The following is a 22,562-nucleotide window of genomic DNA, read 5'->3' on the forward strand; positions in this document are numbered from 1 at the left end:
GATTCTCTGGCGAATCGTAAACAGAAACAAGTCGTAATATCTGCCGGATGATGAAATTGTGATCGGCTTCAGATTTTATGCAGACAGACGCCCGTCCCTGAGCCTCCGTCTCTTTTCGTCTTATCTAGCGCAACCCCGCCACCGTGAATCCACCATCCACCAGCAGATTCTGACCGGTCACAAACCTCGCTTCATCGCTGCACAGCCACGCCACCACGTCGCCGACATCTGCCGGTTGGCCCACGCGCCCAGCCGGGGTCAGCCGCACAAAAGGGATCAGCGTTTCTTCATTGGCTCCCAGCCGCCGCGCCATGGGGGTATCGATAATGCCGGGATTAACGTTATTGATGCGGATATTCTGCGCACCGGTTTCCAGTGCTATAGCGCGGATCATCGCGTCAAGTCCGCCTTTGCTGGCGGAATACGCCGCAGAGCCAATACTTGCTCCGTGCGCCAGCCAGGAAGAGGTATTCACAATCGCGCCGCCACGCCCTGCGGCGGTCATGGCTTCCAGCTGATATTTCACTGACAGCCAGACGCCTTTCAGATTAGTGGCAATCACCCGGTCAAATTCTGCTTCTGTCATGTCACTGACCGGCGCAAAGCCTTCCACACCCGCGTTATTAAACGCGGCGTCCAGCCGCCCGTACTGTGCCAGCGTCGCGGCAATAAGATGCCGGACCTGTGCGCTGTCTGACACATCGGTCGGCACCGCCAGAGCATCACCGCCGCGTTCGCGGATCATCATCACCGTTTCCTGCAGTTCTGTTTCCCGTCTGCCTGCCACCACGACGTTCGCCCCATCGCGTGAAAATGCCAGTGCAGCCGCCCGCCCGATGCCTGAACCGCCGCCGGTGACCAGCGCAACCCGACCCTTTAACCGTAATATCTGAGACATGTTTTCTCCCGTGGATGAATGTTCCGTACCGAGACCTGACTATAAGTGGATTGATTGATGTAAATAAGCCATGCTATATCGCATGCTTTACTGGCTCACATTCATCAACAGGAAACTCATGCGCCCCTGCGAATTTGGAGAACTGACCGCTTTTGTCGCCATAGCGGAAGAGAAGAGTTTCCGCAAAGCTGCGGCGCGGCTGAATTTAACGGCTTCAACGCTGAGTCATTCCTTACGGTCCCTGGAAGAGCGTCTGGGTGTACGGTTGCTGAACCGCACCACGCGGCAGGTGTCGCCAACCGAAGCGGGTATCGCCCTGCTGGCGGACATCGCTCCGGCATTGTTGGCCATCTCCGGCGCGGTAGAAAATATCAATGCTTTCAGGGAAATACCGAAAGGCACGGTGCGCATTAATACGCCGCGCATCGCCGCCGAAATGGTTTTCCTGCCACAGTTGCGTGAATTTTGTCAGCAGTTTCCGGATATCACGCTCGAACTTGCCACCAATGACGGTTTTGTGGACATCATCAGTGAGGGTTTTGATGCGGGGGTGCGCATCCGGGGCGATGTTCAGCAAGACATGAATGCTGTACGCCTGACTGCCGATTTTCACTCTGCGGTGTACGGTTCGCCGGATTATTTCGCACGACATCCGCAACCCCGAACGCCTGCCGATTTGAAAAATCATGCCTGCATTGGTCGTCGGGAAATTGCCAGCGGTTCGCTCTATCGCTGGGAGTTTGAAAAAGACGGGCGACAGGTGGCTGTGCCCGTCAGGGGGCCACTGGTGGTCGACAGCGTCAGCATGATGACCCGCATTGCACTCGACGGCGCCGGGCTGGTTTACAGCGCACAGAGTGCAGAACATGATGCGCTGGTGGCAGAAAGTAAGCTGATCCGGGTACTTGAAGACTGGTCGGTCACTTTTCCCGGATTCTTTCTCTACTACCCCGGCCACCGCCAGTTATCCGCCGCATTAAAAGCGGTAACCGGTTATTTCCGCTGGCGGGAAGCTTTATAAAACCATCGTCTCAGCCCGTTCACTGGCGGTAATCTCCGGCACAATCATGTCCTGCGGCGGTTTTGTCAGACATATACCGCCTTTCATGCCTCCGGTGGCAATGATCAGTTTGATCCCGTTCACAAATAAAAAACAAAATCAAAAAACGTAATTTGTATATTCGTTTCCTCAATTGTTTACCTTGGTTCTATTCACAATACTTTTGGCATCAATTGACTTCCTCAGGTTATTTATCTTTCTTTCGTTAAAGACATTAATAATTATTTTCCGTCGGTTATCTCTCCTTACAGAAAGCAGGTAACAAATAATGATGATCACTCCGGTTCTTTCAGTGAAAGATAAGATTGGCTACGGACTCGGCGATATGGCCAGTGCGCTGGTCTGGCAAACAGCGACCTTGTTTCTCGCTTATTTCTATACGGATGTTTTTGGTTTACCCGCCGCGATTATGGGCACGCTATTTTTAGTGGTTCGTGCCGTGGACGCCTGTGTCGATCCCTGCATCGGCGCGCTGGTTGACCGCACCACGACGCGCTACGGGAAATTCCGCCCGTGGCTGCTGTGGTTTGCGATCCCGTTTGGTGTCTGTTGCCTGATCACATTTTATGTGCCTGATATATCGCCAACCGGTAAAATTATTTATGCAGCAGTGACTTATACTTTACTAAGCCTGGTATATTCCGCCATCAATGTGCCGTATTGTGCGATGCCGGGGGCGTTAACGCTCGATCCACGCGAACGCCATTCACTGCAATCGTGGCGCTTCGGGTTGTCATTTATCGGCGGCCTGGTGGTCACGGTGATCGCCCTGCCACTGGTGGAAAAACTCGGTGCCGGTAATCCGCAGAAAGGCTACTTCTATGCCATGAGCCTGATGGGACTGCTAGGTATCGTATTATTTTTCTGTTGTTTCGGGCTGACGCGGGAGCGTTATCAGCCACGTAATGATACGTCCGGTTCAATGCTGAGCGACCTGAAATTGCTGTGGAATAACTCACAATGGCGCATTGTTTTTATTTTTAATATTTTGCTGCTGTGCGCCGTGGTTATCCGGGGTTCCGCCACGCTGTATTACGTGAAATATGTGCTGGCCCGTCCGGATCTGGTATTTAATTTTATTGTTTTCGGTATGATCGCCTCATTATTGGGTGCCTTACTGTCTGAGAAATTATTAGGTAAATTCGACCGAATTAAATCCTATCAATGGACAATCCTGACCTTTGTGATCTGCAACGCGGCTATTTTCTTTGTTCCTTCGCCGTCCATTGGCCTTATTTTCGCCCTCAATCTGGTGTTCAGTTTTATCCAAAACCTCACCACGCCGTTGCAATGGACAATGTTCTCAGACGTCGTAGATCATGAAGAATCCCGCACCGGCCGGCGGCTTGACGGGCTGGTATTCTCCACGGCGCTGTTTGCCATTAAATTCGGGCTGGCACTGGGTGGAGCTATTGTCGGCTGGGTGCTCGGTATGGTCGGTTACCTGCCGAACGGTGCCACGCAAAGTGCGCCGGTAATGTTAACCATTAATTCACTGTTCACACTGGTGCCGTGTGCGCTATTCCTGCTGATGGCCGCCCTGCTTTTCATCTACAAACTCAACAACCGCACAATGCAAACTATCGCCTCATCCCTCGCAACGCGACGTTCTTTCGCAGGCGCAGAGGAACCCGTGCTCAGCGGTTCCCGGCCTTTGATTAATCAAGGAGATGCAAGATGACTTATCTTTATCAGGATGCTTCCCAACCCGTATCCAGCCGCGTCGCCGATCTTCTGGCCCGTATGACGCCGGAGGAAAAATTCGCCCAGATGCATGCGTTCTGGCTGATCCTCGACAGCCACGGCAATCACAAAGAACGTACCGACCTGAGCGATGACTTTGCCGGGCATAAACAGAGTCAGGGACTGGAACAGCAACTGGCACTGGGTGCCGGGCAAATTACCCGCCCGCTTGGCACCCACGTGGTGAGCCCGGCTGAAGGCAGACAAGCGCTGAACCGGCTGCAAAAAACTCTGGTGGAAGAAACGAGGCTGGGCATCCCGGCAATGTTCCACGAGGAATGTCTGGTGGGCCTGCTGTGTAAAGATGCCACGTTGTTTCCCTCATCCCTGTGCTATGCCTCAACCTGGGATCCGCAATTAATGGAGCAGATTGCCGCCGCTATCCGTGAGGAAGCGCAAAGCGTAGGTTGTCATCAGGGGCTGGCGCCGGTGCTGGATGTGTCACGCGATGTGCGCTGGGGACGTACCGAAGAAACCTTTGGTGAAGACCCGTATCTGGTCGGCGTGATGGCAACGGCTTATGTACGCGGCTTACAGGGTGAAAAGCGTGACCTGCTGGCAACGCTGAAACATTACGTCGGGCACTCTTTCAGCGAAGGCGCGCGTAACCATGCGCCTGTACATCTGGGGTTTCGCGAACTGAATGACACGTTTCTGCTGCCCTTTGAGATGGCGGTGAAACTGGCAAATGCCGGTTCCGTCATGCCGGCTTATCACGATATTGATGGACAGCCGTGCCACAGCGATCATTTCCTGCTGACCGAAATTTTGCGTAAACAATGGGGATTCGACGGCCTGATTGTTGCCGATTATGGCGGCGTCAGTCTGCTGCATCAGCATCACGGCGTCAGCCATGACGATGCCGAGTCTGCCGCTTTATCGTTTAATGCGGGTCTGGATATTGAATTACCGAAAGGTGACTGCGCGCAGCATCTGGCAGATGCCGTTTCACGTGGCCTGATTGATATGGTGAAGATTGACGAAATTGTTGCCCGCATACTGACCGAAAAATTCCGTCTCGGGCTGTTTGAACAACCTTATGTCAGCGAACTTCAGCCGCAACTGCAGCAACCTGCCACACGGGCACTGGCCCGGAAAGCGGCTGTGCGATCCATCACCTTACTGGAAAATAATGGCATCCTGCCGCTGAAACCGACATCTGGCCAGAAAATTGCGGTAATAGGCCCGACGGCAGATGATCCGCTGGCCTTACTCAGCGGTTACAGCTTCCCGGTGCATCTGATCATCAGCGAAATGCAAGCGCAGACAGAACAGGTCATCACGCCGTTACAGGCTTTGCGCGACGCTTACGGTGAACAAAATATCCGTTATGCCAAAGGATGCCATATTCTCGAAAAACGCACCGCCGGTGCGCCGGTATTCCCCGGCGATGCAGGAACCCCGATGCAAAACTCACCGGTCTCACAAAGCACCATACTTATTCCGCAGGCGGTTAAACTGGCGCAGGAGAGTGACGTCGCACTGGTATTTGTCGGCGATCTGGCCGGATTGTTCCAGAGCGGCACAGTAGGAGAAGGTTCTGATACTGACAGCCTGAAATTGCCTGGCGTTCAGCAACAGTTGCTGGAAGAGGTCATCGCCACCGGCAAACCGACCGTTGTGGTGATGACCGGCGGGCGGCCGTATTCGCTCGGCGGACTGGAAGAAAAAGTCGCAGGATATCTTATGGCGTTTGCCCCCGGTCAGGAAGGTGGATGCGCCATCAGCGACATCCTCAGCGGCAAAGAGGCTCCGTCCGGAAGGCTGGTGCTTTCCGTGCCGAAAAGCGCCGGTGCAATGCCCTATTATTACAATCACAAGCTGAAAAGTGGCGGCACGCCGGTTGCATTCCACTTTGGTGCAAAATATCCGTTTGGTTACGGACTGAGCGGCACCACGTTCCGTTATCATGATTTTCAGCTCAGTCAGCATCCTGTCGCCATCGAAAATGGCGACATTGAGGTGCAGATACAAGTGACCAATACCGGTAAGCAAGCGGGCAGCGAAGTGGTGCAGGTTTATCTGCGCGACTGCGTGGCATCACTGGTGCGTCCGGTGCAGGAACTGAAAGCTTTCGAACGCGTTGAACTGGACGCCGGGCAAACGGCAACGCTCAGTTTCAGCATCCCCACCGATATGCTCAATTTCACCAGTAACGCCGGTAAGCGTATCGTCGAACCGGGTTTTGTCGAGGTACAGGTAGGGTCGTCGAGCAGGGATATTCAGGCGCGTGGCAAAATCACGCTGGCCGGCGAAGTGCGGGAATTGCCCCGCGACTGGCGGATGGTCAGCCGGTGCGACGTCAATCAGTAACCACGGATGATGAAAAGCGAAACGGACGCCCTGAGCGTCCGTTTTTTATGCATACAAAGCGTTGTTACTCAGTCTCTCTGACGATACCAAAATGCTTATAGGCATGATTGGTCGCCATGCGTCCGCGCGGTGTGCGCTGAATAAACCCCTGCTGGATCAGGAAAGGTTCGATCACGTCTTCAATCGTCTCGCGTTCTTCACCGATCGCCGCCGCTAAGTTATCCAGCCCGACCGGTCCGCCGGTGAACTTGTCGATAATCGCCAGCAGCAGTTTGCGGTCCATGTAATCGAAACCTTCCGCGTCGACATCCAGCATATCCAGCGCGCCGTTGGCCACATCACCGTTGATGGTGCCGTCGCCTTTAACTTCGGCAAAGTCACGCACACGGCGCAACAGACGGTTGGCGATACGCGGCGTTCCGCGTGAACGGCGGGCAATCTGATGCGCGCCCTCTTCCGACAACTCCAGCCCAAGGCATAACGCACTGCGCCCGACAATGTGCTGTAAATCCGCCACCTGATAAAACTCGAGACGCTGCACAATCCCGAAACGGTCACGTAACGGTGACGTCAGTGAACCGGCGCGGGTCGTCGCACCAATCAGGGTAAACGGCGGTAAATCAAGTTTGATGGAACGTGCCGCAGGCCCTTCACCAATCATGATATCCAGCTGATAGTCCTCCATCGCCGGATACAGAATTTCTTCGACGACCGGTGAGAGACGGTGGATTTCATCAATGAAAAGCACATCGTGTGGCTCGAGGTTGGTCAGCATCGCGGCCAGGTCACCGGCTTTTTCCAGCACCGGCCCTGAAGTGGTCCGTAAATTCACGCCCATTTCATTCGCCACGATATTAGCCAGCGTGGTTTTACCCAGTCCCGGCGGTCCGAAAATCAACAGGTGATCGAGCGCGTCTTTGCGTTGCTTGGCCGCCTGAATAAAGATTTCCATTTGCGAACGCACGTGAGGCTGACCGACGTATTCGTTGAGCAGCTTCGGGCGGATTGCACGGTCGATGACTTCTTCTTCACTGAAGACTTCAGAAGATATCAGGCGGTCAGCTTCAATCATCGTTTACCTCACAGCGCCGCGCGCAGCGCTTCTCTAATTAGCGTTTCAGATTCGGCGCCCGGTTTGGCAACTTTGCTGATCATACGGCTGGCTTCTGGGGGTTTGTATCCGAGGGAAATCAGTGCTGCAACGGCTTCGCCTTCGGCGTCAGATTCCTGAGCTTTCGACGACGATGCAGGTAACGTGATATCAGTATGACTGTTAAATAGATCACCGTTTAATCCTTTAAACCGGTCTTTCATTTCGACAACCAGACGTTCTGCCGTTTTCTTACCGACGCCCGGTAACTTAATTAATGCGGTGATTTCTTCCTTTTCTACCGCACTGACAAATTGCTGAGCCGACATACCTGACAAGATCGCCAGCGCCAGTTTGGGTCCGACTCCGTTCACTTTGATCAGTTCACGGAACAGCGCGCGCTCTTGTTTATCGTTAAATCCATAGAGCAGCTGGGCATCTTCACGGACGATAAATTGCGTGAATATGATAGCTTCCTGGCCCAGTTCCGGCAATTCATAAAAACAGGTCATCGGCATATGCACTTCATAGCCAACGCCTTGGGTTTCAAGCAGCACCAAAGGGGGCTGTTTTTCCAGAATAATGCCTCGTAGTCTGCCTATCACGTTCATTTTCCTTATCAGGTCAAAAGCAGCGATGTTTATATCATAAAAAAGGCTGGATGAATATCCAGCCCAACGAACGCACCGCCGCTATCGCATACGTCCGCGCGCCATTTGTAATTTGTCACTGCTGAGCCGGATAGCATTCTGGCTCATATGGCAATGTGTTATCGCAATTGCCAGCGCATCGGCGGCATCTGCCTGCGGATTCGCCGGTAATTTCAGGATTGAACGCACCATATGCTGAACCTGCGTTTTTTCTGCGGCACCGGTACCGACGACGGTCTGTTTGACCTGCCTCGCGGCATACTCAAAGACCGGCAGGTCCTGATTAACGGCGGCCACAATGGCGGCACCGCGCGCCTGGCCAAGTTTTAACGCAGAATCGGCATTCTTCGCCATAAACACCGATTCGATGGCAAAAAAATCAGGCTGAAATTGCGTAATAATTTCCGACACACCGGCGTAAATCAGTTTCAGACGCCCCGGCATATCGTCCACGACAGTACGGATACAACCGCTGCCGAGATAACTGAGCTGACGTCCTGTCTGGCGGATAATGCCATAGCCGGTAATACGCGAACCGGGGTCAATCCCCAGAATAATAGCCATAGCCAGTTAACGCCTTGTGTTGTCGTTTTTTACAAAGTTGGGGAGAGTATAAACTGCTGAGGGGCAACAGGATAGCCAGCCGGTGGTAGCCACCGGCTGGCAGAGAGATTACAGCGTTTCTGCGATCTCGTCGGAGATTTCACCGTTGTGGTAAACCTCCTGCACATCGTCACAATCTTCCAGCATATCAATCAGGCGCAACAGTTTTGGTGCAGTTTCTGCATCCATGTCGGCCTTGGTCGATGGGATCATCGTGACTTCGGCGGAATCAGCTTTGTAACCGGCAGCTTCCAGCGCGTCTTTCACTTCGCCCAGATTCTCCCAGGCAGTGAACACATCGATAGCGCCGTCATCATAAGAAATGATGTCTTCTGCGCCTGCTTCCAGCGCGGCTTCCATCAGCACGTCTTCATCCAGACCCGGTGCGAAAGTGATCACGCCTTTTTTGGAGAACAGATACGCCACGGAACCGTCGGTACCCAGATTGCCCCCGGTTTTGGTGAACGCATGACGCACTTCTGCCACGGTACGGTTACGGTTGTCACTCAGACATTCCACCATGATGGCTGAACCACCAGGGCCGTAACCTTCATAAATGATGGTTTCCATGTTGGTGTCTTCGTCACCGCCCACACCGCGTGCGATAGCACGGTTCAGGGTATCGCGGGTCATGTTGTTGGACAGCGCTTTATCGATAGCCGCACGCAGACGTGGGTTTGAACCCGCATCACCGCCGCCCAGACGCGCAGCCGTGACCAGCTCACGAATGATTTTGGTGAAAATTTTGCCGCGTTTAGAATCTTGCGCCGCTTTGCGGTGCTTGGTGTTGGCCCACTTACTGTGACCTGCCATAAATATCTCCAAAAAGTCTAAAGTCTTAACAGACCGAATAGTTTACAAATTCTTCAATCGCCTGCTGGTTGCTCGGTGAGACCGTCAGCGCTGCCGCTGCCGGTTTATCGAGCCACCGGTACGCATGATGTTCAGTCAGAACCACATCACGCTCGTCGGGTAACGCCAGACAGAACCAATGTTCTTTGTTACGGGTCACGCCGGGAGCATAGCGATGGCGCAAATGCGCAAATATTTCAAAATCCTCGCAGCGGTTACAGTCCTGAAGCGGCAGGTTTTCACCTGCAATGTCGATACCGACTTCTTCCATGACTTCCCGCTGCACGGTTTGATTCGGGGATTCCCCGTCTTCCAGACTGCCGGTCACCGACTGCCAGAAATCCGGGTCATCCTTACGTTGAAGCATCAGCACCCTGCCGGTGTTTCTGGCGTAGATGACGCACAGTATCGACTCAGGACGCTTATAGCTCATTAGTTATTCTCTGTATTTGTGTCGGGTGTCACTTCTTTTTTAGCCACAACCGCAATGCCCAGTTCCAGCAGTGACGCCGGGTTGGCAAAACTTGGTGCTTCGGTCATCAGACACGCCGCTGCGGTCGTTTTCGGGAAAGCGATTACGTCACGGATGTTATCCGTTCCGGTCAGCAACATCACCAGACGATCCAGACCAAATGCCAGGCCTGCGTGCGGAGGCGTACCGTATTTCAGTGCATCGAGCAGGAAGCCGAATTTCTCGCGCTGTTCGTGCTCGTTAATGCCCAGAATACTGAACACCGTCTGCTGCATTTCGCTGCGGTGAATACGCACAGAACCGCCGCCCACTTCGTAACCGTTGATGACCATGTCGTAGGCGTTAGCAATAGCAGAAACCGGGTTCGCAGCCAGCTCTTCAGCCGTCATGTCTTTCGGCGCAGTGAACGGGTGGTGCATAGCGCTCAGACCGCCTTCATCGGTGTCTTCAAACATCGGGAAGTCGATCACCCACAGCGGAGCCCACATGTCTTCTTTGGTGATTTTCAGGTCACGACCGACTTTAAGGCGCAGTGCACCCATGGCGTCAGTCACAATCTTAGCGCTGGCTGCGCCGAAGAAGATCATGTCGCCATCTTGTGCACCGGTACGTTCAATCAGGGCAGACAGCAATTCTTCATTCAGGAATTTAGCCACCGGGCTCTGAATGCCTTCCAGGCCTTTCGCGACCTCATTCACTTTGATGTAAGCCAGGCCTTTGGCACCGTAGATTTCGATGAATTTTGCGTATTCGTCGATTTGTTTACGGCTCAGGGAGGCACCGCCAGGGACACGTAATGCTGCCACGCGGCCTTTCGGATCGTTGGCCGGATCGGCAAACACTTTGAACTCGATGTTTTTCATCAGGTCCGCAACGTCAACCATTTCCATCGGGTTGCGCAGGTCCGGCTTATCAGAACCGTAACGACGCATCGCTTCTGCAAAAGTCATGACCGGGAAATCGCCCAGATCCACGCCTTTCACTTCCTGCCACAGTTCGCGGGCCAGTTTCTCCATCACTTCACGCACTTGTTCTGCGCTCATGAAAGAAGTTTCCACATCGATCTGGGTGAATTCAGGCTGACGGTCAGCACGTAAATCTTCATCACGGAAGCATTTTACGATCTGATAATAACGGTCAAAACCGGACATCATCAGCAGCTGTTTGAACAGCTGAGGAGACTGCGGCAAGGCATAAAACTTGCCTTTGTGCACACGGCTTGGCACCAGATAGTCACGCGCACCTTCCGGCGTGGCTTTGGTCAGCATCGGAGTTTCGATATCCAGGAAGTCATGGCTGTCCATGAAACGGCGCACAAAACTGGTGATTTTTGCGCGTGCTTTCAGGCGGTTAGCCATTTCAGGACGACGCAAATCAAGATAGCGGTATTTCAGACGCGCTTCTTCAGTGTTGACGTGGTTGGAGTCCAGCGGCAGCGATTCTGAACGGTTAATGATGTTCAGATTGCTGGCGAAGACTTCCACTTCACCGGTCGCCATGTCTTTGTTGAACTGGCTTTCCGGGCGTGCACGCACAATACCGGTTAGCTGGATGCAGAACTCGTTACGCAGTTCAGACGCCAGCTTGTAGGCTTCAGCCTGATCGGGGTCGAAGAAAACCTGGACGATGCCTTCGCGGTCACGCATATCGATGAAAATTAAACCACCCAAATCGCGGCGGCGGTTAACCCAGCCACACAATGTTACTTCCTGGCCCACATTGGACGCATTCAGTTTTCCACAATATACAGTACGCATAACGGTATCCTTTTGATCCCACTACCCGGCCTCATGGCTCACAGGCACAGAAACGGTTATTGACTCTGGTCGCCCGCCGCAAAACTCAGCAGCGCGCGGAATGGGTTTTATTCAGGTCGAAAAAAGGCGGCTATTATAAAGGAATTTCCGGCGAAGGATAAGTACGAACATGTCAACGCTGGCGCGGAAATTTATGCCTGTTGCTAGCTACACATAATTTAACAAAATTATATCTTTTTGCCCCCCGCGTTAGCATAAACTCGCGCCATCCCCTTTGTACACGCAGTAAATCACTCCTTTCTCTTATTACCTATTTTGAAAACCAGGAGCTAAGCATGAAACTTGATCCAAAAACGACCGCGCTGGTACTGATCGACTTACAGAAAGGGATTTTACCGTTCGCGGGCGGCCCGCACACCGCACAGCAGGTGCTGGACAACGCGACTGAACTGGCCAACCGTTTCCGTCAACTCGGTGCGCCAGTGGTGATGGTACGCGTAGGCTGGTCTGACTCCTTTGACGAAGCGCTGAAGCAACCGGTGGATGTGCCTTCTGTCGCACCGGAAGGCGGTTTACCGGCAAGCTGGTGGGAATTCCCGGAACAGCTGAACGTTACCGACAGCGATTTGCTGGTGATCAAACGTCAATGGGGCGCGTTTTACGGCACCGACCTGGATTTACAACTGCGTCGCCGTGGCATTAAAAGCATCGTACTGGCCGGTATTTCCACCAATATCGGCGTGGAATCAACGGCCCGTAATGCCTGGGAACATGGCTATGAACTGGTGATCGCAGAAGATGCGTGCAGCGCGCACAATAATGATCATCATCAGGCGAGTATGCAGTTTATTTTCCCGCGTATCAGCCGTGTCCGTTCCACCGCCGAAGTGCTTGCCGCGTTGCCAGCGTAACGTTACCCTGATTTCCATGCCTGAACGCCGCCCGCTGAGGCGGCGTTTTACCTGGGATCCGGCCCGGAAAAAAGGAGCACCGATATGTATATTGGTTTACCGCAATGGCACCACAGCGCCTGGGCGAAGATGGGTTTGCGTGATCTGGCCGATTACGCGCGGTACTTCAATTGTGTCGAAGGCAATACGACATTTTACGCCCTGCCCAAACAGGAAGTGGTGATGCGCTGGCGTGATATGACGCCTGAATCTTTCCGCTTTTGTTTCAAATTTCCTTCCGACATCAGCCATAAAGCGGCACTGACGAATTGTCAGGAAGACGTCAGTATGTTTTACCGCACGCTTGAACCGCTTGGCGGACGCACCGGGCAACTCTGGCTGCAACTTCCGGCAGCGTTCGCGCCTGTCCATCTTGACCGCTTATGGCAGTTCCTTGATGCCCTGCCCGCCGGTTTCGATTATGGCGTCGAAGTTCGTCATCCGGATTTCTTCAAAAAAGGCGAGGCGGAACGTGCACTGAATCAGGGGTTACATCAGCGCGGCATTAACCGTGCGATCCTCGACAGCCGCCCGGTTCATAGCTCTACATCCGAAACACACGCGGTGCTTGAAGCCAAACGTAAAAAACCCGTTTTGCCGCTGCATGCACTGGCGACATCCACCCGGCCAATTGTCCGCTTTATCGGTGGCGACAGTCTCGAAGCGAACCGCCCGCTGTTCGGTCAGTGGATCACCAAACTCAGCGACTGGCAATCACAAGGATTGTCGCCGTACCTGTTCATTCATACGCCTGATTGTTCCGACGCCCCCCAGCAGGCACGCAGCCTGTGGCAGGATCTGCGCCAGCATATTCCTTCGGTTCAGCCCGCACCGGACTGGCCGGAACAGGACACGTTGTTCTGAGAATATTCATGTTTTTCTGACGACAGTTTTACGTCATCCCGTTATCATAGTGACGCAGCGGAAAATCAGTGCCGTTCCGCCGGAAAACAGGGAATAACCAAGGAAGTCATCATGATTAGCGCGTTATATGTCGTGCTTGCCGCCATACTTTTAATCAAACTCTCTTTCGATGTTGTCCGTTTGCGGATGCAATACCGTATCGCCACCGGTGACGGCGGATCCTATGAATTACAAACGGCCATCCGCGTACACGGCAACGCCGTAGAATATCTGCCGATCGGCTGTTTACTGTTGCTGTATATGGAAATGAACGGCGCGGCAATCTGGACAGTACATGCCTGCGGCCTGTTATTGATCCTCGGCCGGTTATTTCATTATTACGGGCTCAAAAACCGCGAATTTGCCTGGCGCCGTAATGGCATGGCTGCCACTTATATTTCGCTGGTCCTGATGGTCGTGGTCAATATTATTTATCTGCCATGGTCACAGTTTTTGAACTTTGACTGATTCCTGTGCCATTACCCGATAAATTTGATGTCCTTTTGAAACAACTCCCAGGCGCGCAGGTATCTGCCTGCGCCAGTATCTGCTAAAATCTGCCCTCAACTTTTTACCCACATTCTTTTTGGCCTGACTCACCGCTATGGCAAACCACGATAGATTGTTTTCTGCACCAATAGATAAGCTTGGCGACTGGACGTTCGATGAACGCGTCGCGGAAGTTTTCCCCGACATGATCCAACGCTCTGTCCCGGGCTATTCCAACATTATTTCGATGATTGGCATGCTCGCGGAGCGCTTTGTTCAGCCCGACTCCAATGTCTATGATCTGGGTTGTTCACTGGGTGCTGCCACGCTGTCGATGCGTCGTAACATTAAGGTGCCGGGCTGCCAAATTATTGCTGTCGATAACTCCCCCGCCATGGTGGAACGCTGCCGCCGCCACATTGACGCTTTCCGAGCAGATACGCCGGTGAGCGTGATTGAATCCGATATTCTGGATATCGGGCTGGAAAACGCCTCCATGGTGGTGCTCAACTTTACCCTGCAATTCCTCGAACCGGCAGACCGTCAGCGTCTGCTCAATCAGGTGTATCAGGGAATGCGACCGGGTGCGGCGCTGGTGCTGTCAGAAAAATTCAGTTTTGAAGACAAAGACGTCGGTGAACTGTTATTCAATATGCATCACGACTTCAAGCGTGCAAACGGCTACAGCGAGCTGGAAATCAGCCAGAAACGCAGCATGCTCGAAAACGTTATGCTGACGGATTCCGTTGAAACCCATAAAGCCCGTTTGCATCAGGCCGGTTTCCAGCACACGGAAGTCTGGTTCCAGTGTTTTAATTTCGGCTCACTGATTGCACTGAAAGCCGGAGATGCAGAATGATTGATTTTGGTGATTTTTATCGCGTCATCGCTAAAGGGCCGCTGAGTCCGTGGCTCAATACCCTGCCCTCACAGCTAACCGCGTGGCAGAAAGAATCCCTGCACGGCAAATTTAAACTGTGGTTTAACTCCGTAGACCGCCTGCCGTTGCTGCAACCCGAGCGTCTGGATTTACTGCACGGCGTCAGCGCAGGTATGGAAATACCGTTGCCTGCAGGCCAGCGCGAAGGCATTGAAAACCTGCTGCGCAACATGATGCCATGGCGTAAAGGTCCGTTTTCACTGTACGACGTTGAAATCAATACCGAATGGCGTTCAGACTGGAAATGGGATCGGGTTCTGCCGCATATTTCATCCCTTGTCGGGCGGACGATTTTAGATGTCGGCTGCGGCAGCGGTTATCATATGTGGCGCATGATTGGCGCAGGCGCCCATCTTGCCGTGGGTATCGACCCGATGCAGCTTTTCCTGTGTCAGTTCGAGGCGGTGCGTAAATTACTGGGCGGCGATCAGCGCGCGCATTTACTGCCGCTGGGCATCGAACAATTACCCGAGCTGAATGCGTTTGACACCGTTTTCTCTATGGGCGTGCTGTATCATCGTCGTTCACCCTTAGATCATCTTCTGCAACTGAAAAATCAGCTGGTCAGTGAAGGGGAACTGGTGCTGGAAACACTGGTTGTCGAAGGGGATAGTGAACAGGTTCTGGTACCGGGTGACCGTTACGCACAGATGGGGAATATCTATTTTATCCCTTCCGCACCAGCCCTGAAAAACTGGCTGATTAAATGCGGCTTTGTCGATGTGCGTATTGCAGATGTCAGCGTCACGACATGTGAAGAACAACGCCGTACCGACTGGATGACCAGCGAATCTCTGGCTGAATTCCTCGATCCGCAGGATCCGACCAAAACCATTGAAGGCTATCCGGCACCGCGCCGCGCCTTGCTCATCGCCCGCAAGCCGTAATTTCCTCTCACCTCCGTCAGTCAGTCCCCTGTCTGCCGGAGGTTATTGCCCGCACTTAACCCACACTTTCAGTCGCGTTACGCTGTACATCCTGCAGTAAAAAGGTCTAACCTTTCAGAAGGCTATCGGTTGTGATGACAAAGATCGTCTTTCGCGTTACGGGAGGAAGTATGAAGTTCCCAAAAGGCAGCATCGTTAAACACGTATCAGGTGATATCAAAGGCACCGTGATGAATACCTTTGAATCAGAGCACAACATCGTGTCGTATTACGTTTCCTGGGAAGATGGCAGCAGCAGCCTGCACCAGGAAAACGAATTACACTGGGCAAATATTGACGTCGAGATAAAAATAAAAAACTTTTACGAGAAGTAGTCTCCCCCTGTCTGCCACAGCCCTTTGTAAAGCTTCGCATTTTAACGCTTTATCATTGGATTGATCCCTGGCTTCTCGTGTATAAGTTCGTCCAGATCAATTTATCAGTACGCGAGTATTTCGTGGAGAAATCAATGCGCAGAAGAATTCGATTCCTCATGGACCGCGCCGTTATTGTTTTAGGTCTTTTTGTGATGTGCCTGGTGGTGAAAGCAGGAATGTTCGGTGTGGCGCTGCTGACCTGGGGCTGAAGTGTTTTGCCCGTCAGAAAAAGCGCCTCTGCAAGTGCTTTTAAGAGCATAAAAAAAGCCCCGCCAATATGACGGGGCCTGGTACTTGCGCAGGGCGACGCAATAAGGGTCGTGTGACCCGGTTAAATTTTTATTTATCACGCCGTGCGGGATATTTCATCGTCAAACTGCAATGTACTTTTCATTGCGGCAACAATATCGCCGTCCACGCAATAACGACTGAATTCATCAAAGTCCGTGTCAGAGCTCATCGTGACACCGGCTTTACGGTAGCGCATGGCGGATTTAACCTGACGTCCCGCTGAGCTGTGTAACTCGCTCAGCCCGATATCAACGAACTTCTGCAAATTCGTCAGGCGCACACCCGCGCCAGCCATAATGATTGGACCACGCGTTAGCTGATTCAGTTCCCGTAGCATCGGTAAACCGACTTCGGCATTTTGTTGTTGTCCGGAAGTCAGAATGCGCGCCACCCCTAACTGAGTCAATTGCTCCAGTGCAATCTTCGGATTCAGACACATGTCGAATGCACGATGGAATGTCACGGCCATATCACCGCACAGCGCCATCACTTCCCACATTCTCGCCATATCTATGTGCCCTTCCGCGTCCAGCATGCCGACAACCAGCCCCGGATAACCAAGATCGCGAATACAGGCAATATCACTTTTCAACACCTCAAATTCACTTCGGCTGTAGCAAAAGTCACCCCCCCTTGGACGGACAATCGGGTGTACAGGGATGGTCACTTTTTCCCTCGCCAGAAGGAGAGTGCCGTAACTCGGCGTAATGCCGCCGTCAGCCTGACTGGCGCACAATTCAACACGATCGGCCCCGGCCTGTTCTGCTGTCAACGCACAATCAACGCTGTAACAACACACTTCTAATTTAGTCATGTGATCTCTCCTGTTTACGGCATTATGCTACAACACTTGTCTGTAACCGGCCATGTCGCGTAGGCTTTGAGATGAGCATCCCCGCCCAACCTGCTTGCTTAGGAAAGCTAACTATGACACTCAATTTTGATTTATGGGTAGACCGCAGTCACAGTGATAGCGTTAAGTGGAATAAATACAATAATCAGGATGTGATCCCGCTCTGGGTGGCCGATACCGACTTTACTTCTCCACCACAGGTTATCAAAGAGTTGCAGCAACGCGTTGCAGAAGGCGTCTTCGGATATGGTTTTACACCGCCGGAACTGGTTGATTTAGTTGTAAAACGTCTGGCGGATCGCTACGAATGGACAATTAAGCCCGAATGGATTGTCTGGCTACCGGGTCTGGTGTGCGGATTAAACGTCGCCGTTCGCGCCACCGTGGCACAGCAAAATTCCAGTCTGATGCCAATGCCCATTTATCCGCCATTTATGCAGGCGGCTCAGTCTGAAGGCCGTCAGTTTAAATACATTAATGTAACTGAACAGCAACAGCGCTGGGTGGCCGATTTTTCCAGTGCCGAAAACGTACTCGATGGCAGCGAAAAGCTGCTGATGCTCTGCAACCCCTATAACCCCGGTGGCACAGTGTATCGTCGCGAGGAATTACTCGAACAACTGGCCTTCGCCCAACGTCACGATCTGGTGGTATGTTCGGATGAAATTCATTGTGATCTGATCCTCGAGCCGGGCCTGAAACATATCCCGTTTGCTTCCCTCAATGCCGATGCTGAGCAGCGTTCGATCACACTCATGTCGCCGTCCAAAACTTTCAACCTGGCCGGTCTGGGCGCGTCGATGGCGATTATCCCTGACCCGGAACTGCGCCGGAAATTCCTTGAAGCCAGTAAAGGCATTATGCCGCACGTCAACATTCTGGCGTATGTTGCGGCAACCGCAGCTTATCGCGATGGCGAAGAATGGCTTAACGCGCAGCTCAGTTATCTGCGGGGTAACCGCGAACTGGCGACGACCAGAATCAACGCGATGCCGGGCTTACGCATGCTGGCACCGGAAGGCACCTACCTTGGCTGGATTGATGCCAGCGCACTGCCGGTGCAGGATCCTTACCGTTTCTTTGTCGAAGCCGGTGTTGGTTTCTCAGGCGGGGCCGATTTTGGCGCACCGGCTTACGTACGTATCAATCTGGGCTGCCAGCGCGCATTACTGGAAAAAGCGCTGGATCGCATGGATGCCGCCTTACTGGCGCTGCACCGTTAAGCCTCATCCCTTTCGCTGGCGACAATCGCCCGCAGGCTGTGCGGGTGAAATTTGATGGTCACAGATCCGTCGGTGACTGCCAGCGTCGGATTAGGCAAACGCTCGTTTTCCCCTTTTGGCGCACTTTGTTTCAGCTTAACACCGGGCGTCATCAACGCTTCATCGGCAATCAGCGCCAGCGCACGTGTATATAATTCGTCTTCAGCCCCCGGCAGGACAATTTCAATATGTTCCCAACCTTCGTGCGGATAACGTTTATCGCCGGGATAAGGCAACTCGATCAGATCAATACTCAGCGGCCCGACCTGCACAGGTTCGTTCAGTGAGAACAGACAAATTGGCCGTCCGTTAATCAGGGTTTCATTCAGCAGGCTGCCACACTGTTCCAGCCCGGCTTTCCAGCGTTCCGCCGTGGTGTTCTGATGACAACGCACTGAAATATGATCCGCGTGAAACTCGCTCAGATTGATATGTAATTTTGCGGCGAACGCCGTCAGTACGCCGACAAAGCGCGGTAAATCATCAGCTAAATCCTGTAACTCCGGCACATGGTTCATGGCGGCCATCCTATCTTGTTTCAGTTTACGAATCTTCAGGGTCGGGTAATTTACACAGCCTTTCATCCGGTTGCCAGAGACAGGCCGCACAATCGCGCTTTCCTCAGCCCGGACGCGCGGTGATACTGACGTCGCAGGGCGAATATGATATAAACACGCATTATTTTAGGTTCGTCCGCATTGGGATGAACAGCAAACAACCACATTCCTAAATAAAGGTACTTCGGTGAATATTCAGTCACTTCTTTCAGATAAAGTCAGCCAGGCGCTGATCGCTGCAGGCGCCTCAGCCGACAGCGAAGCGCAAGTCCGTCAGTCCGCTAAAGCTCAGTTTGGCGACTATCAGGCTAATGGTGTTATGTCCGTGGCAAAAAAACTCGGCATGCCACCGCGACAACTGGCAGAGAAAGTCGTTGAACTGTTAGATCTGAGCGGGATTGCCAACAAAGTTGAAATTGCCGGACCGGGTTTTATCAATATCTTCCTGGATCCTGCTTTTGTTGCCGCGCAGGTAGACCACGCGCTGAGCGATGAAAAACTGGGCATCGCACCGGTTGAACCCCAAACTATCGTTATCGACTATTCCGCGCCAAACGTAGCGAAAGAAATGCACGTTGGCCATATCCGCTCCACCATTATCGGTGACGCTGCCGTACGCACCAATGAATTCCTTGGCCATAAAGTGATCCGCGCTAACCACGTTGGCGACTGGGGCACACAGTTCGGCATGCTGATTGCCTACCTGGAAAAAGTGCAAAACGAAAATGCCGGTGATATGAATCTGGCGGATCTGGAAGAATTTTACCGCGCGGCCAAGAAAAATTACGATGAAGACCCAGCCTTCGCTGAGCGCGCACGTGGTTATGTAGTGAAGCTGCAAGGCGGCGATGAATATTGTTTGCAGATGTGGCGCAAACTGGTTGACGTAACCATGAAGCAAAACCAGCTCACCTACAATCGCCTGAACGTCACCCTGACCGAAGACGATGTGATGGGTGAAAGCCTGTACAACAGCATGCTGCCGGGCATCGTTTCTGACCTGCAGGCCAAAGGTCTGGCCGTCGACAGCGAAGGGGCTGTTGTCGTTTATCTGGATGAATATAAAAATAAAGAAGGCGATCCGATGGGCGTCATCATCCGTAAAAAAGATGGCGGCTACCTCTACACCACTACCGATATCGCCTGCGCGAAATACCGCTACGAAACTCTCGGTGCTGATCGCGTGTTGTATTACATCGACTCCCGTCAACATCAGCACCTGATGCAGGCGTGGACCATCGCCCGTAAAGCGGGTTATGTGCCGGATTCCGTGGCACTCGAACACCACATGTTCGGCATGATGCTGGGTAAAGACGGCAAGCCGTTCAAGACCCGTTCAGGCGGCACGGTGAAGCTGTCCGATTTGCTGGATGAAGCCATTGATCGCGCACGTAAGCTGATCACGGAAAAGAATCCGGAAATGAAAGACACCGCTGAACTGGAAAAACTGGTGAATGCCGTCGGTATCGGCGCCATCAAATATGCTGACCTGTCAAAAAGCCGTACCACTGATTACATCTTCGACTGGGATAACATGCTGGCGTTTGAAGGCAACACGGCACCTTACATGCAATATGCTTATACCCGTGTGGCGTCTGTCTTTAAACGTGCCGATATTGACGTAAACAGCCTGACCCGGCCGGTTGTGCTAAGCGAAGAACGCGAAGCGGCGCTGGCAACCCGTTTGTTGCAGTTCGAAGAAGTGCTGACGGTTGTTGCCCGTGAAGGCACACCGCACACCATGTGTGCCTATCTGTACGATGTGGCAGGCCTGTTCTCCAGCTTCTACGAACATTGCCCGATCCTGAATGCAGAAGATGAAACCAGTCGCAACAGCCGTCTGAAACTGGCGCTGCTGACACAACGCACGCTGAAAACCGGTCTGGATACGCTGGGTATCGAAACCGTAGAACGTATGTAACTCACGGCTGTGGATATTAAAAAAGGGCGCTCAGGCGCCCTTTTGTGTTTCTGAAATCTGCGTTAATCAGTCCAGCTTGCGGGCAAACTCTTTCACCCTAAAGCCCAGCAGGCCAAGCACCGCAAAGTAAGCCACCACCCCGACAGCGACCACTGCCGCCAGACGTGCCAGACGATACGCCATTCCGCCCACATCCCATGCAGGCATCAGCCACATCATGCCGAGCAATGCGGCTGACATCGCAACCACTGCCACGATCAGCTTGATCAGGAACACTCTCCAGCCAGGCTGCGGCTGAAAGATATCCTGCTTACGCAGTTGCCAGTAAAGCAGGGAGGCATTCAGACAGGCGGCCAGCCCGATCGACAGGGAAAGCCCCGCGTGTTTGAGTGGCCCGATAAAGGCCAGGTTCATGACCTGCGTCATCAGTAACGTAATGATGGCAATTTTCACCGGTGTTTTGATGTCCTGACGCGAATAAAAGCCCGGTGCCAGCACTTTCACCACGATCAGTCCCATCAGTCCGACGGAATAGGCCACCAGCGCACGTTGCGTCATCGAAGCATCAAATGCGCTGAATTTGCCATACTGGAATAATGCCACCGTAAGCGGTTTAGCCAGAATACCCAGCGCGACAGAACTTGGCAGCGCCAGCAGGAAACACAGACGCAAGCCCCAGTCCATCAGGCGATTATATTCACCATGATTACCGCTGGAGAAACTTCGCGCCAGTGAAGGCAGCAGAATAGTGCCGAGCGCCACGCCCAGTACACCGGAAGGAAACTCCATCAGACGGTCAGCGTAATACATCCATGACACAGAACCGGAGACCAGAAACGATGCGAAGATGGTATTGATAATCAGTGAAATCTGGCTGACAGAGACACCTAAGATAGCAGGCCCCATCTGACGCATCACACGCCACACACCGGCATCTTTCAGATTCAGACGAGGCAATACCAGCATGCCGATTTTCTTCAAATGCGGAAGCTGATAACCCAGTTGCAGCACTCCCCCGGCCACCACAGCCCAGGCCAGTGCCAGCACCGGCGGGTGGAAATACGGCGCAGCAAACAATGCAAAACCAATCATGCTGACGTTCAGGAAGGTCGGGGCAAAAGCCGGGATCGAAAATCGGTTCCAGGTGTTCAGTATCGCCCCGACCAGGGATGCCAGGGAAATCAGCAGGATATACGGGAAGGTGATCCGCAGCAGCGAACTGGTGAGGGCAAATTTGTCAGGAGAATCCACAAAGCCCGGGGCAGTAATATAAATTACCCAAGGGGCTGCGATCATGCCCAACACGGTGACAATCGCCAGAACCAGCGTCAGTAATCCCGAGACATAGGCAATAAAGGTGCGGGTGGCCTCTTCGCCCTGCTGAGTTTTGTACTCAGCCAGAATCGGCACAAAGGCCTGTGAGAATGCACCTTCTGCAAAAATACGGCGCAATAAATTCGGGAGTTTAAACGCCACAAAAAAGGCGTCGGTGACCATTCCGGCGCCAAATACACGAGCCACAATGGCATCGCGGGCAAAACCTAATACACGTGAAAACATCGTCATAGAACTGACGGCTGCCAAAGATTTAAGTAGATTCATGTCGCTTTCTTGTTTACCGGTTTACATGTATATCAAATAGTTAAACCATCACG

The 22,562-nt window shown here is 52.9% G+C and carries 21 protein-coding genes; 11 read left to right on the plus strand and 10 right to left on the minus strand.

What is annotated here, in order from left to right:
• Positions 1 to 124 precede the first annotated feature (124 nt).
• On the minus strand, positions 125 to 898 hold the full coding sequence (locus EVX52_RS18905) for an SDR family NAD(P)-dependent oxidoreductase (protein WP_129991884.1): 774 nt from the start codon (positions 896 to 898) through the stop codon (positions 125 to 127).
• Positions 899 to 1,016: 118 nt separating this feature from the next.
• On the opposite strand from EVX52_RS18905, the gene EVX52_RS18910 reads away from it, so the two are divergent.
• The 3 genes from EVX52_RS18910 (at position 1,017) to EVX52_RS18920 (ending at position 6,014) form a co-directional block, all read left to right on the plus strand.
• A complete protein-coding gene (locus tag EVX52_RS18910) occupies positions 1,017 to 1,919 on the plus strand; it encodes a LysR family transcriptional regulator (protein WP_129991885.1) in 903 nt (300 codons plus the stop codon).
• A 307-nt stretch (positions 1,920 to 2,226) separates the two neighbouring features.
• Entirely contained in the window at positions 2,227 to 3,639 is a 1,413-nt protein-coding gene (locus tag EVX52_RS18915) for an MFS transporter (RefSeq protein WP_129991886.1), read from the plus strand.
• Positions 3,636 to 6,014, plus strand: coding sequence for a glycoside hydrolase family 3 N-terminal domain-containing protein (locus EVX52_RS18920; RefSeq protein ID WP_129991887.1), 2,379 nt, complete (start codon positions 3,636 to 3,638; stop codon positions 6,012 to 6,014). The genes EVX52_RS18915 and EVX52_RS18920 overlap by 4 nt, the downstream gene beginning before the upstream one ends.
• 64 nt (positions 6,015 to 6,078) lie before the next feature.
• On the opposite strand, the gene ruvB is transcribed toward EVX52_RS18920, so the two are convergent.
• The 6 genes from ruvB to aspS form a co-directional block, all read right to left on the minus strand.
• Positions 6,079 to 7,086, minus strand: coding sequence for a Holliday junction branch migration DNA helicase RuvB (gene ruvB / locus EVX52_RS18925; protein WP_129991888.1), 1,008 nt, complete (start codon positions 7,084 to 7,086; stop codon positions 6,079 to 6,081).
• Between the two features lie 8 nt (positions 7,087 to 7,094).
• Positions 7,095 to 7,709, minus strand: a complete 615-nt coding sequence (gene ruvA / locus EVX52_RS18930; RefSeq protein ID WP_129952650.1) for a Holliday junction branch migration protein RuvA — start codon at positions 7,707 to 7,709, stop codon at positions 7,095 to 7,097.
• 87 nt (positions 7,710 to 7,796) lie between these two features.
• Complete coding sequence (ruvC, locus tag EVX52_RS18935) at positions 7,797 to 8,318, minus strand: crossover junction endodeoxyribonuclease RuvC (protein ID WP_120133488.1); 522 nt, start codon at positions 8,316 to 8,318, stop codon at positions 7,797 to 7,799.
• Positions 8,319 to 8,426: 108 nt separating this feature from the next.
• The gene (locus tag EVX52_RS18940; protein ID WP_013575035.1) at positions 8,427 to 9,170 is read right to left on the minus strand and encodes a YebC/PmpR family DNA-binding transcriptional regulator; all 744 of its coding nucleotides are present in this window, start codon (positions 9,168 to 9,170) and stop codon (positions 8,427 to 8,429) included.
• 25 nt (positions 9,171 to 9,195) lie between these two features.
• Positions 9,196 to 9,642 carry a dihydroneopterin triphosphate diphosphatase gene (gene nudB, locus EVX52_RS18945; RefSeq protein WP_129952649.1) on the minus strand — a complete coding sequence of 149 codons (447 nt, stop codon included), beginning with the start codon at positions 9,640 to 9,642 and terminating at the stop codon, positions 9,196 to 9,198.
• Positions 9,642 to 11,438, minus strand: coding sequence for an aspartate--tRNA ligase (aspS, locus tag EVX52_RS18950; protein ID WP_129991889.1), 1,797 nt, complete (start codon positions 11,436 to 11,438; stop codon positions 9,642 to 9,644). The genes nudB and aspS overlap by 1 nt, the downstream gene beginning before the upstream one ends.
• A 335-nt stretch (positions 11,439 to 11,773) precedes the next feature.
• On the opposite strand from aspS, the gene EVX52_RS18955 reads away from it, so the two are divergent.
• The 6 genes from EVX52_RS18955 to EVX52_RS18980 all read left to right on the plus strand — a co-directional run bounded on the left by EVX52_RS18955 (position 11,774) and on the right by EVX52_RS18980 (position 15,981).
• Positions 11,774 to 12,349: a hydrolase gene (locus tag EVX52_RS18955; RefSeq protein WP_129991890.1), complete on the plus strand. Its 576-nt coding sequence runs from the start codon at positions 11,774 to 11,776 to the stop codon at positions 12,347 to 12,349.
• Between the two features lie 84 nt (positions 12,350 to 12,433).
• On the plus strand, positions 12,434 to 13,252 hold the full coding sequence (locus EVX52_RS18960) for a DUF72 domain-containing protein (protein ID WP_129952646.1): 819 nt from the start codon (positions 12,434 to 12,436) through the stop codon (positions 13,250 to 13,252).
• A gap of 111 nt (positions 13,253 to 13,363) precedes the next feature.
• The gene (locus EVX52_RS18965; RefSeq protein WP_095922388.1) at positions 13,364 to 13,759 is read left to right on the plus strand and encodes an MAPEG family protein; all 396 of its coding nucleotides are present in this window, start codon (positions 13,364 to 13,366) and stop codon (positions 13,757 to 13,759) included.
• A gap of 136 nt (positions 13,760 to 13,895) precedes the next feature.
• On the plus strand, positions 13,896 to 14,639 hold the full coding sequence (gene cmoA / locus EVX52_RS18970) for a carboxy-S-adenosyl-L-methionine synthase CmoA (RefSeq protein ID WP_129952645.1): 744 nt from the start codon (positions 13,896 to 13,898) through the stop codon (positions 14,637 to 14,639).
• Positions 14,636 to 15,607, plus strand: coding sequence for a tRNA 5-methoxyuridine(34)/uridine 5-oxyacetic acid(34) synthase CmoB (gene cmoB / locus EVX52_RS18975; protein ID WP_129952644.1), 972 nt, complete (start codon positions 14,636 to 14,638; stop codon positions 15,605 to 15,607). The genes cmoA and cmoB overlap by 4 nt, the downstream gene beginning before the upstream one ends.
• Before the next feature lie 170 nt (positions 15,608 to 15,777).
• The gene (locus EVX52_RS18980) at positions 15,778 to 15,981 is read left to right on the plus strand and encodes a hypothetical protein (protein WP_129991891.1); all 204 of its coding nucleotides are present in this window, start codon (positions 15,778 to 15,780) and stop codon (positions 15,979 to 15,981) included.
• Positions 15,982 to 16,369: 388 nt separating this feature from the next.
• Here the strand turns inward: EVX52_RS18980 and cutC are convergent, their stop codons facing one another.
• Positions 16,370 to 17,128, minus strand: a complete 759-nt coding sequence (cutC, locus tag EVX52_RS18985) for a copper homeostasis protein CutC (RefSeq protein WP_129952642.1) — start codon at positions 17,126 to 17,128, stop codon at positions 16,370 to 16,372.
• Positions 17,129 to 17,241: 113 nt separating this feature from the next.
• Here cutC and EVX52_RS18990 point away from each other — a divergent pair, with 113 nt between their 5' ends.
• The gene (locus EVX52_RS18990) at positions 17,242 to 18,390 is read left to right on the plus strand and encodes a MalY/PatB family protein (protein WP_129952641.1); all 1,149 of its coding nucleotides are present in this window, start codon (positions 17,242 to 17,244) and stop codon (positions 18,388 to 18,390) included.
• Here the strand turns inward: EVX52_RS18990 and EVX52_RS18995 are convergent.
• The gene (locus tag EVX52_RS18995; protein ID WP_165385190.1) at positions 18,387 to 18,956 is read right to left on the minus strand and encodes a VOC family protein; all 570 of its coding nucleotides are present in this window, start codon (positions 18,954 to 18,956) and stop codon (positions 18,387 to 18,389) included. The two genes, EVX52_RS18990 and EVX52_RS18995, sit on opposite strands and share 4 nt — an antisense overlap.
• Positions 18,957 to 19,173: 217 nt before the next feature.
• On the opposite strand from EVX52_RS18995, the gene argS reads away from it, so the two are divergent.
• Positions 19,174 to 20,907, plus strand: a complete 1,734-nt coding sequence (argS, locus tag EVX52_RS19000; RefSeq protein WP_129952640.1) for an arginine--tRNA ligase — start codon at positions 19,174 to 19,176, stop codon at positions 20,905 to 20,907.
• A gap of 66 nt (positions 20,908 to 20,973) precedes the next feature.
• On the opposite strand, the gene murJ is transcribed toward argS, so the two are convergent.
• The gene (gene murJ, locus EVX52_RS19005) at positions 20,974 to 22,509 is read right to left on the minus strand and encodes a murein biosynthesis integral membrane protein MurJ (RefSeq protein WP_129952639.1); all 1,536 of its coding nucleotides are present in this window, start codon (positions 22,507 to 22,509) and stop codon (positions 20,974 to 20,976) included.
• Between the last annotated feature and the right edge of the window lie 53 nt (positions 22,510 to 22,562).

Source organism: Rahnella sp. CFA14(1/10), from assembly GCF_004195095.1.
Lineage (GTDB): Bacteria > Pseudomonadota > Gammaproteobacteria > Enterobacterales > Enterobacteriaceae > Rahnella > Rahnella perminowiae.

What these genes read in the sequence shown, in the direction of transcription:
- EVX52_RS18980 (WP_129991891.1), top strand. Translation starts at nt 15,778, where the DNA reads ATGAAGTTCCCAAAAGGCAGCATCGTTAAACACGTATCAGGTGATATC.
- ruvC (WP_120133488.1), bottom strand. Translation starts at nt 8,318, where the DNA reads ATGGCTATTATTCTGGGGATTGACCCCGGTTCGCGTATTACCGGCTAT.
- ruvB (WP_129991888.1), bottom strand. Translation starts at nt 7,086, where the DNA reads ATGATTGAAGCTGACCGCCTGATATCTTCTGAAGTCTTCAGTGAAGAA.
- EVX52_RS18905 (WP_129991884.1), bottom strand. Translation starts at nt 898, where the DNA reads ATGTCTCAGATATTACGGTTAAAGGGTCGGGTTGCGCTGGTCACCGGC.
- cmoB (WP_129952644.1), top strand. Translation starts at nt 14,636, where the DNA reads ATGATTGATTTTGGTGATTTTTATCGCGTCATCGCTAAAGGGCCGCTG.
- EVX52_RS18960 (WP_129952646.1), top strand. Translation starts at nt 12,434, where the DNA reads ATGTATATTGGTTTACCGCAATGGCACCACAGCGCCTGGGCGAAGATG.
- EVX52_RS18965 (WP_095922388.1), top strand. Translation starts at nt 13,364, where the DNA reads ATGATTAGCGCGTTATATGTCGTGCTTGCCGCCATACTTTTAATCAAA.
- nudB (WP_129952649.1), bottom strand. Translation starts at nt 9,642, where the DNA reads ATGAGCTATAAGCGTCCTGAGTCGATACTGTGCGTCATCTACGCCAGA.
- EVX52_RS18995 (WP_165385190.1), bottom strand. Translation starts at nt 18,956, where the DNA reads ATGGCCGCCATGAACCATGTGCCGGAGTTACAGGATTTAGCTGATGAT.
- EVX52_RS18990 (WP_129952641.1), top strand. Translation starts at nt 17,242, where the DNA reads ATGACACTCAATTTTGATTTATGGGTAGACCGCAGTCACAGTGATAGC.
- aspS (WP_129991889.1), bottom strand. Translation starts at nt 11,438, where the DNA reads ATGCGTACTGTATATTGTGGAAAACTGAATGCGTCCAATGTGGGCCAG.
- EVX52_RS18915 (WP_129991886.1), top strand. Translation starts at nt 2,227, where the DNA reads ATGATGATCACTCCGGTTCTTTCAGTGAAAGATAAGATTGGCTACGGA.
- EVX52_RS18955 (WP_129991890.1), top strand. Translation starts at nt 11,774, where the DNA reads ATGAAACTTGATCCAAAAACGACCGCGCTGGTACTGATCGACTTACAG.
- EVX52_RS18940 (WP_013575035.1), bottom strand. Translation starts at nt 9,170, where the DNA reads ATGGCAGGTCACAGTAAGTGGGCCAACACCAAGCACCGCAAAGCGGCG.
- murJ (WP_129952639.1), bottom strand. Translation starts at nt 22,509, where the DNA reads ATGAATCTACTTAAATCTTTGGCAGCCGTCAGTTCTATGACGATGTTT.
- cutC (WP_129952642.1), bottom strand. Translation starts at nt 17,128, where the DNA reads ATGACTAAATTAGAAGTGTGTTGTTACAGCGTTGATTGTGCGTTGACA.
- EVX52_RS18910 (WP_129991885.1), top strand. Translation starts at nt 1,017, where the DNA reads ATGCGCCCCTGCGAATTTGGAGAACTGACCGCTTTTGTCGCCATAGCG.
- EVX52_RS18920 (WP_129991887.1), top strand. Translation starts at nt 3,636, where the DNA reads ATGACTTATCTTTATCAGGATGCTTCCCAACCCGTATCCAGCCGCGTC.
- cmoA (WP_129952645.1), top strand. Translation starts at nt 13,896, where the DNA reads ATGGCAAACCACGATAGATTGTTTTCTGCACCAATAGATAAGCTTGGC.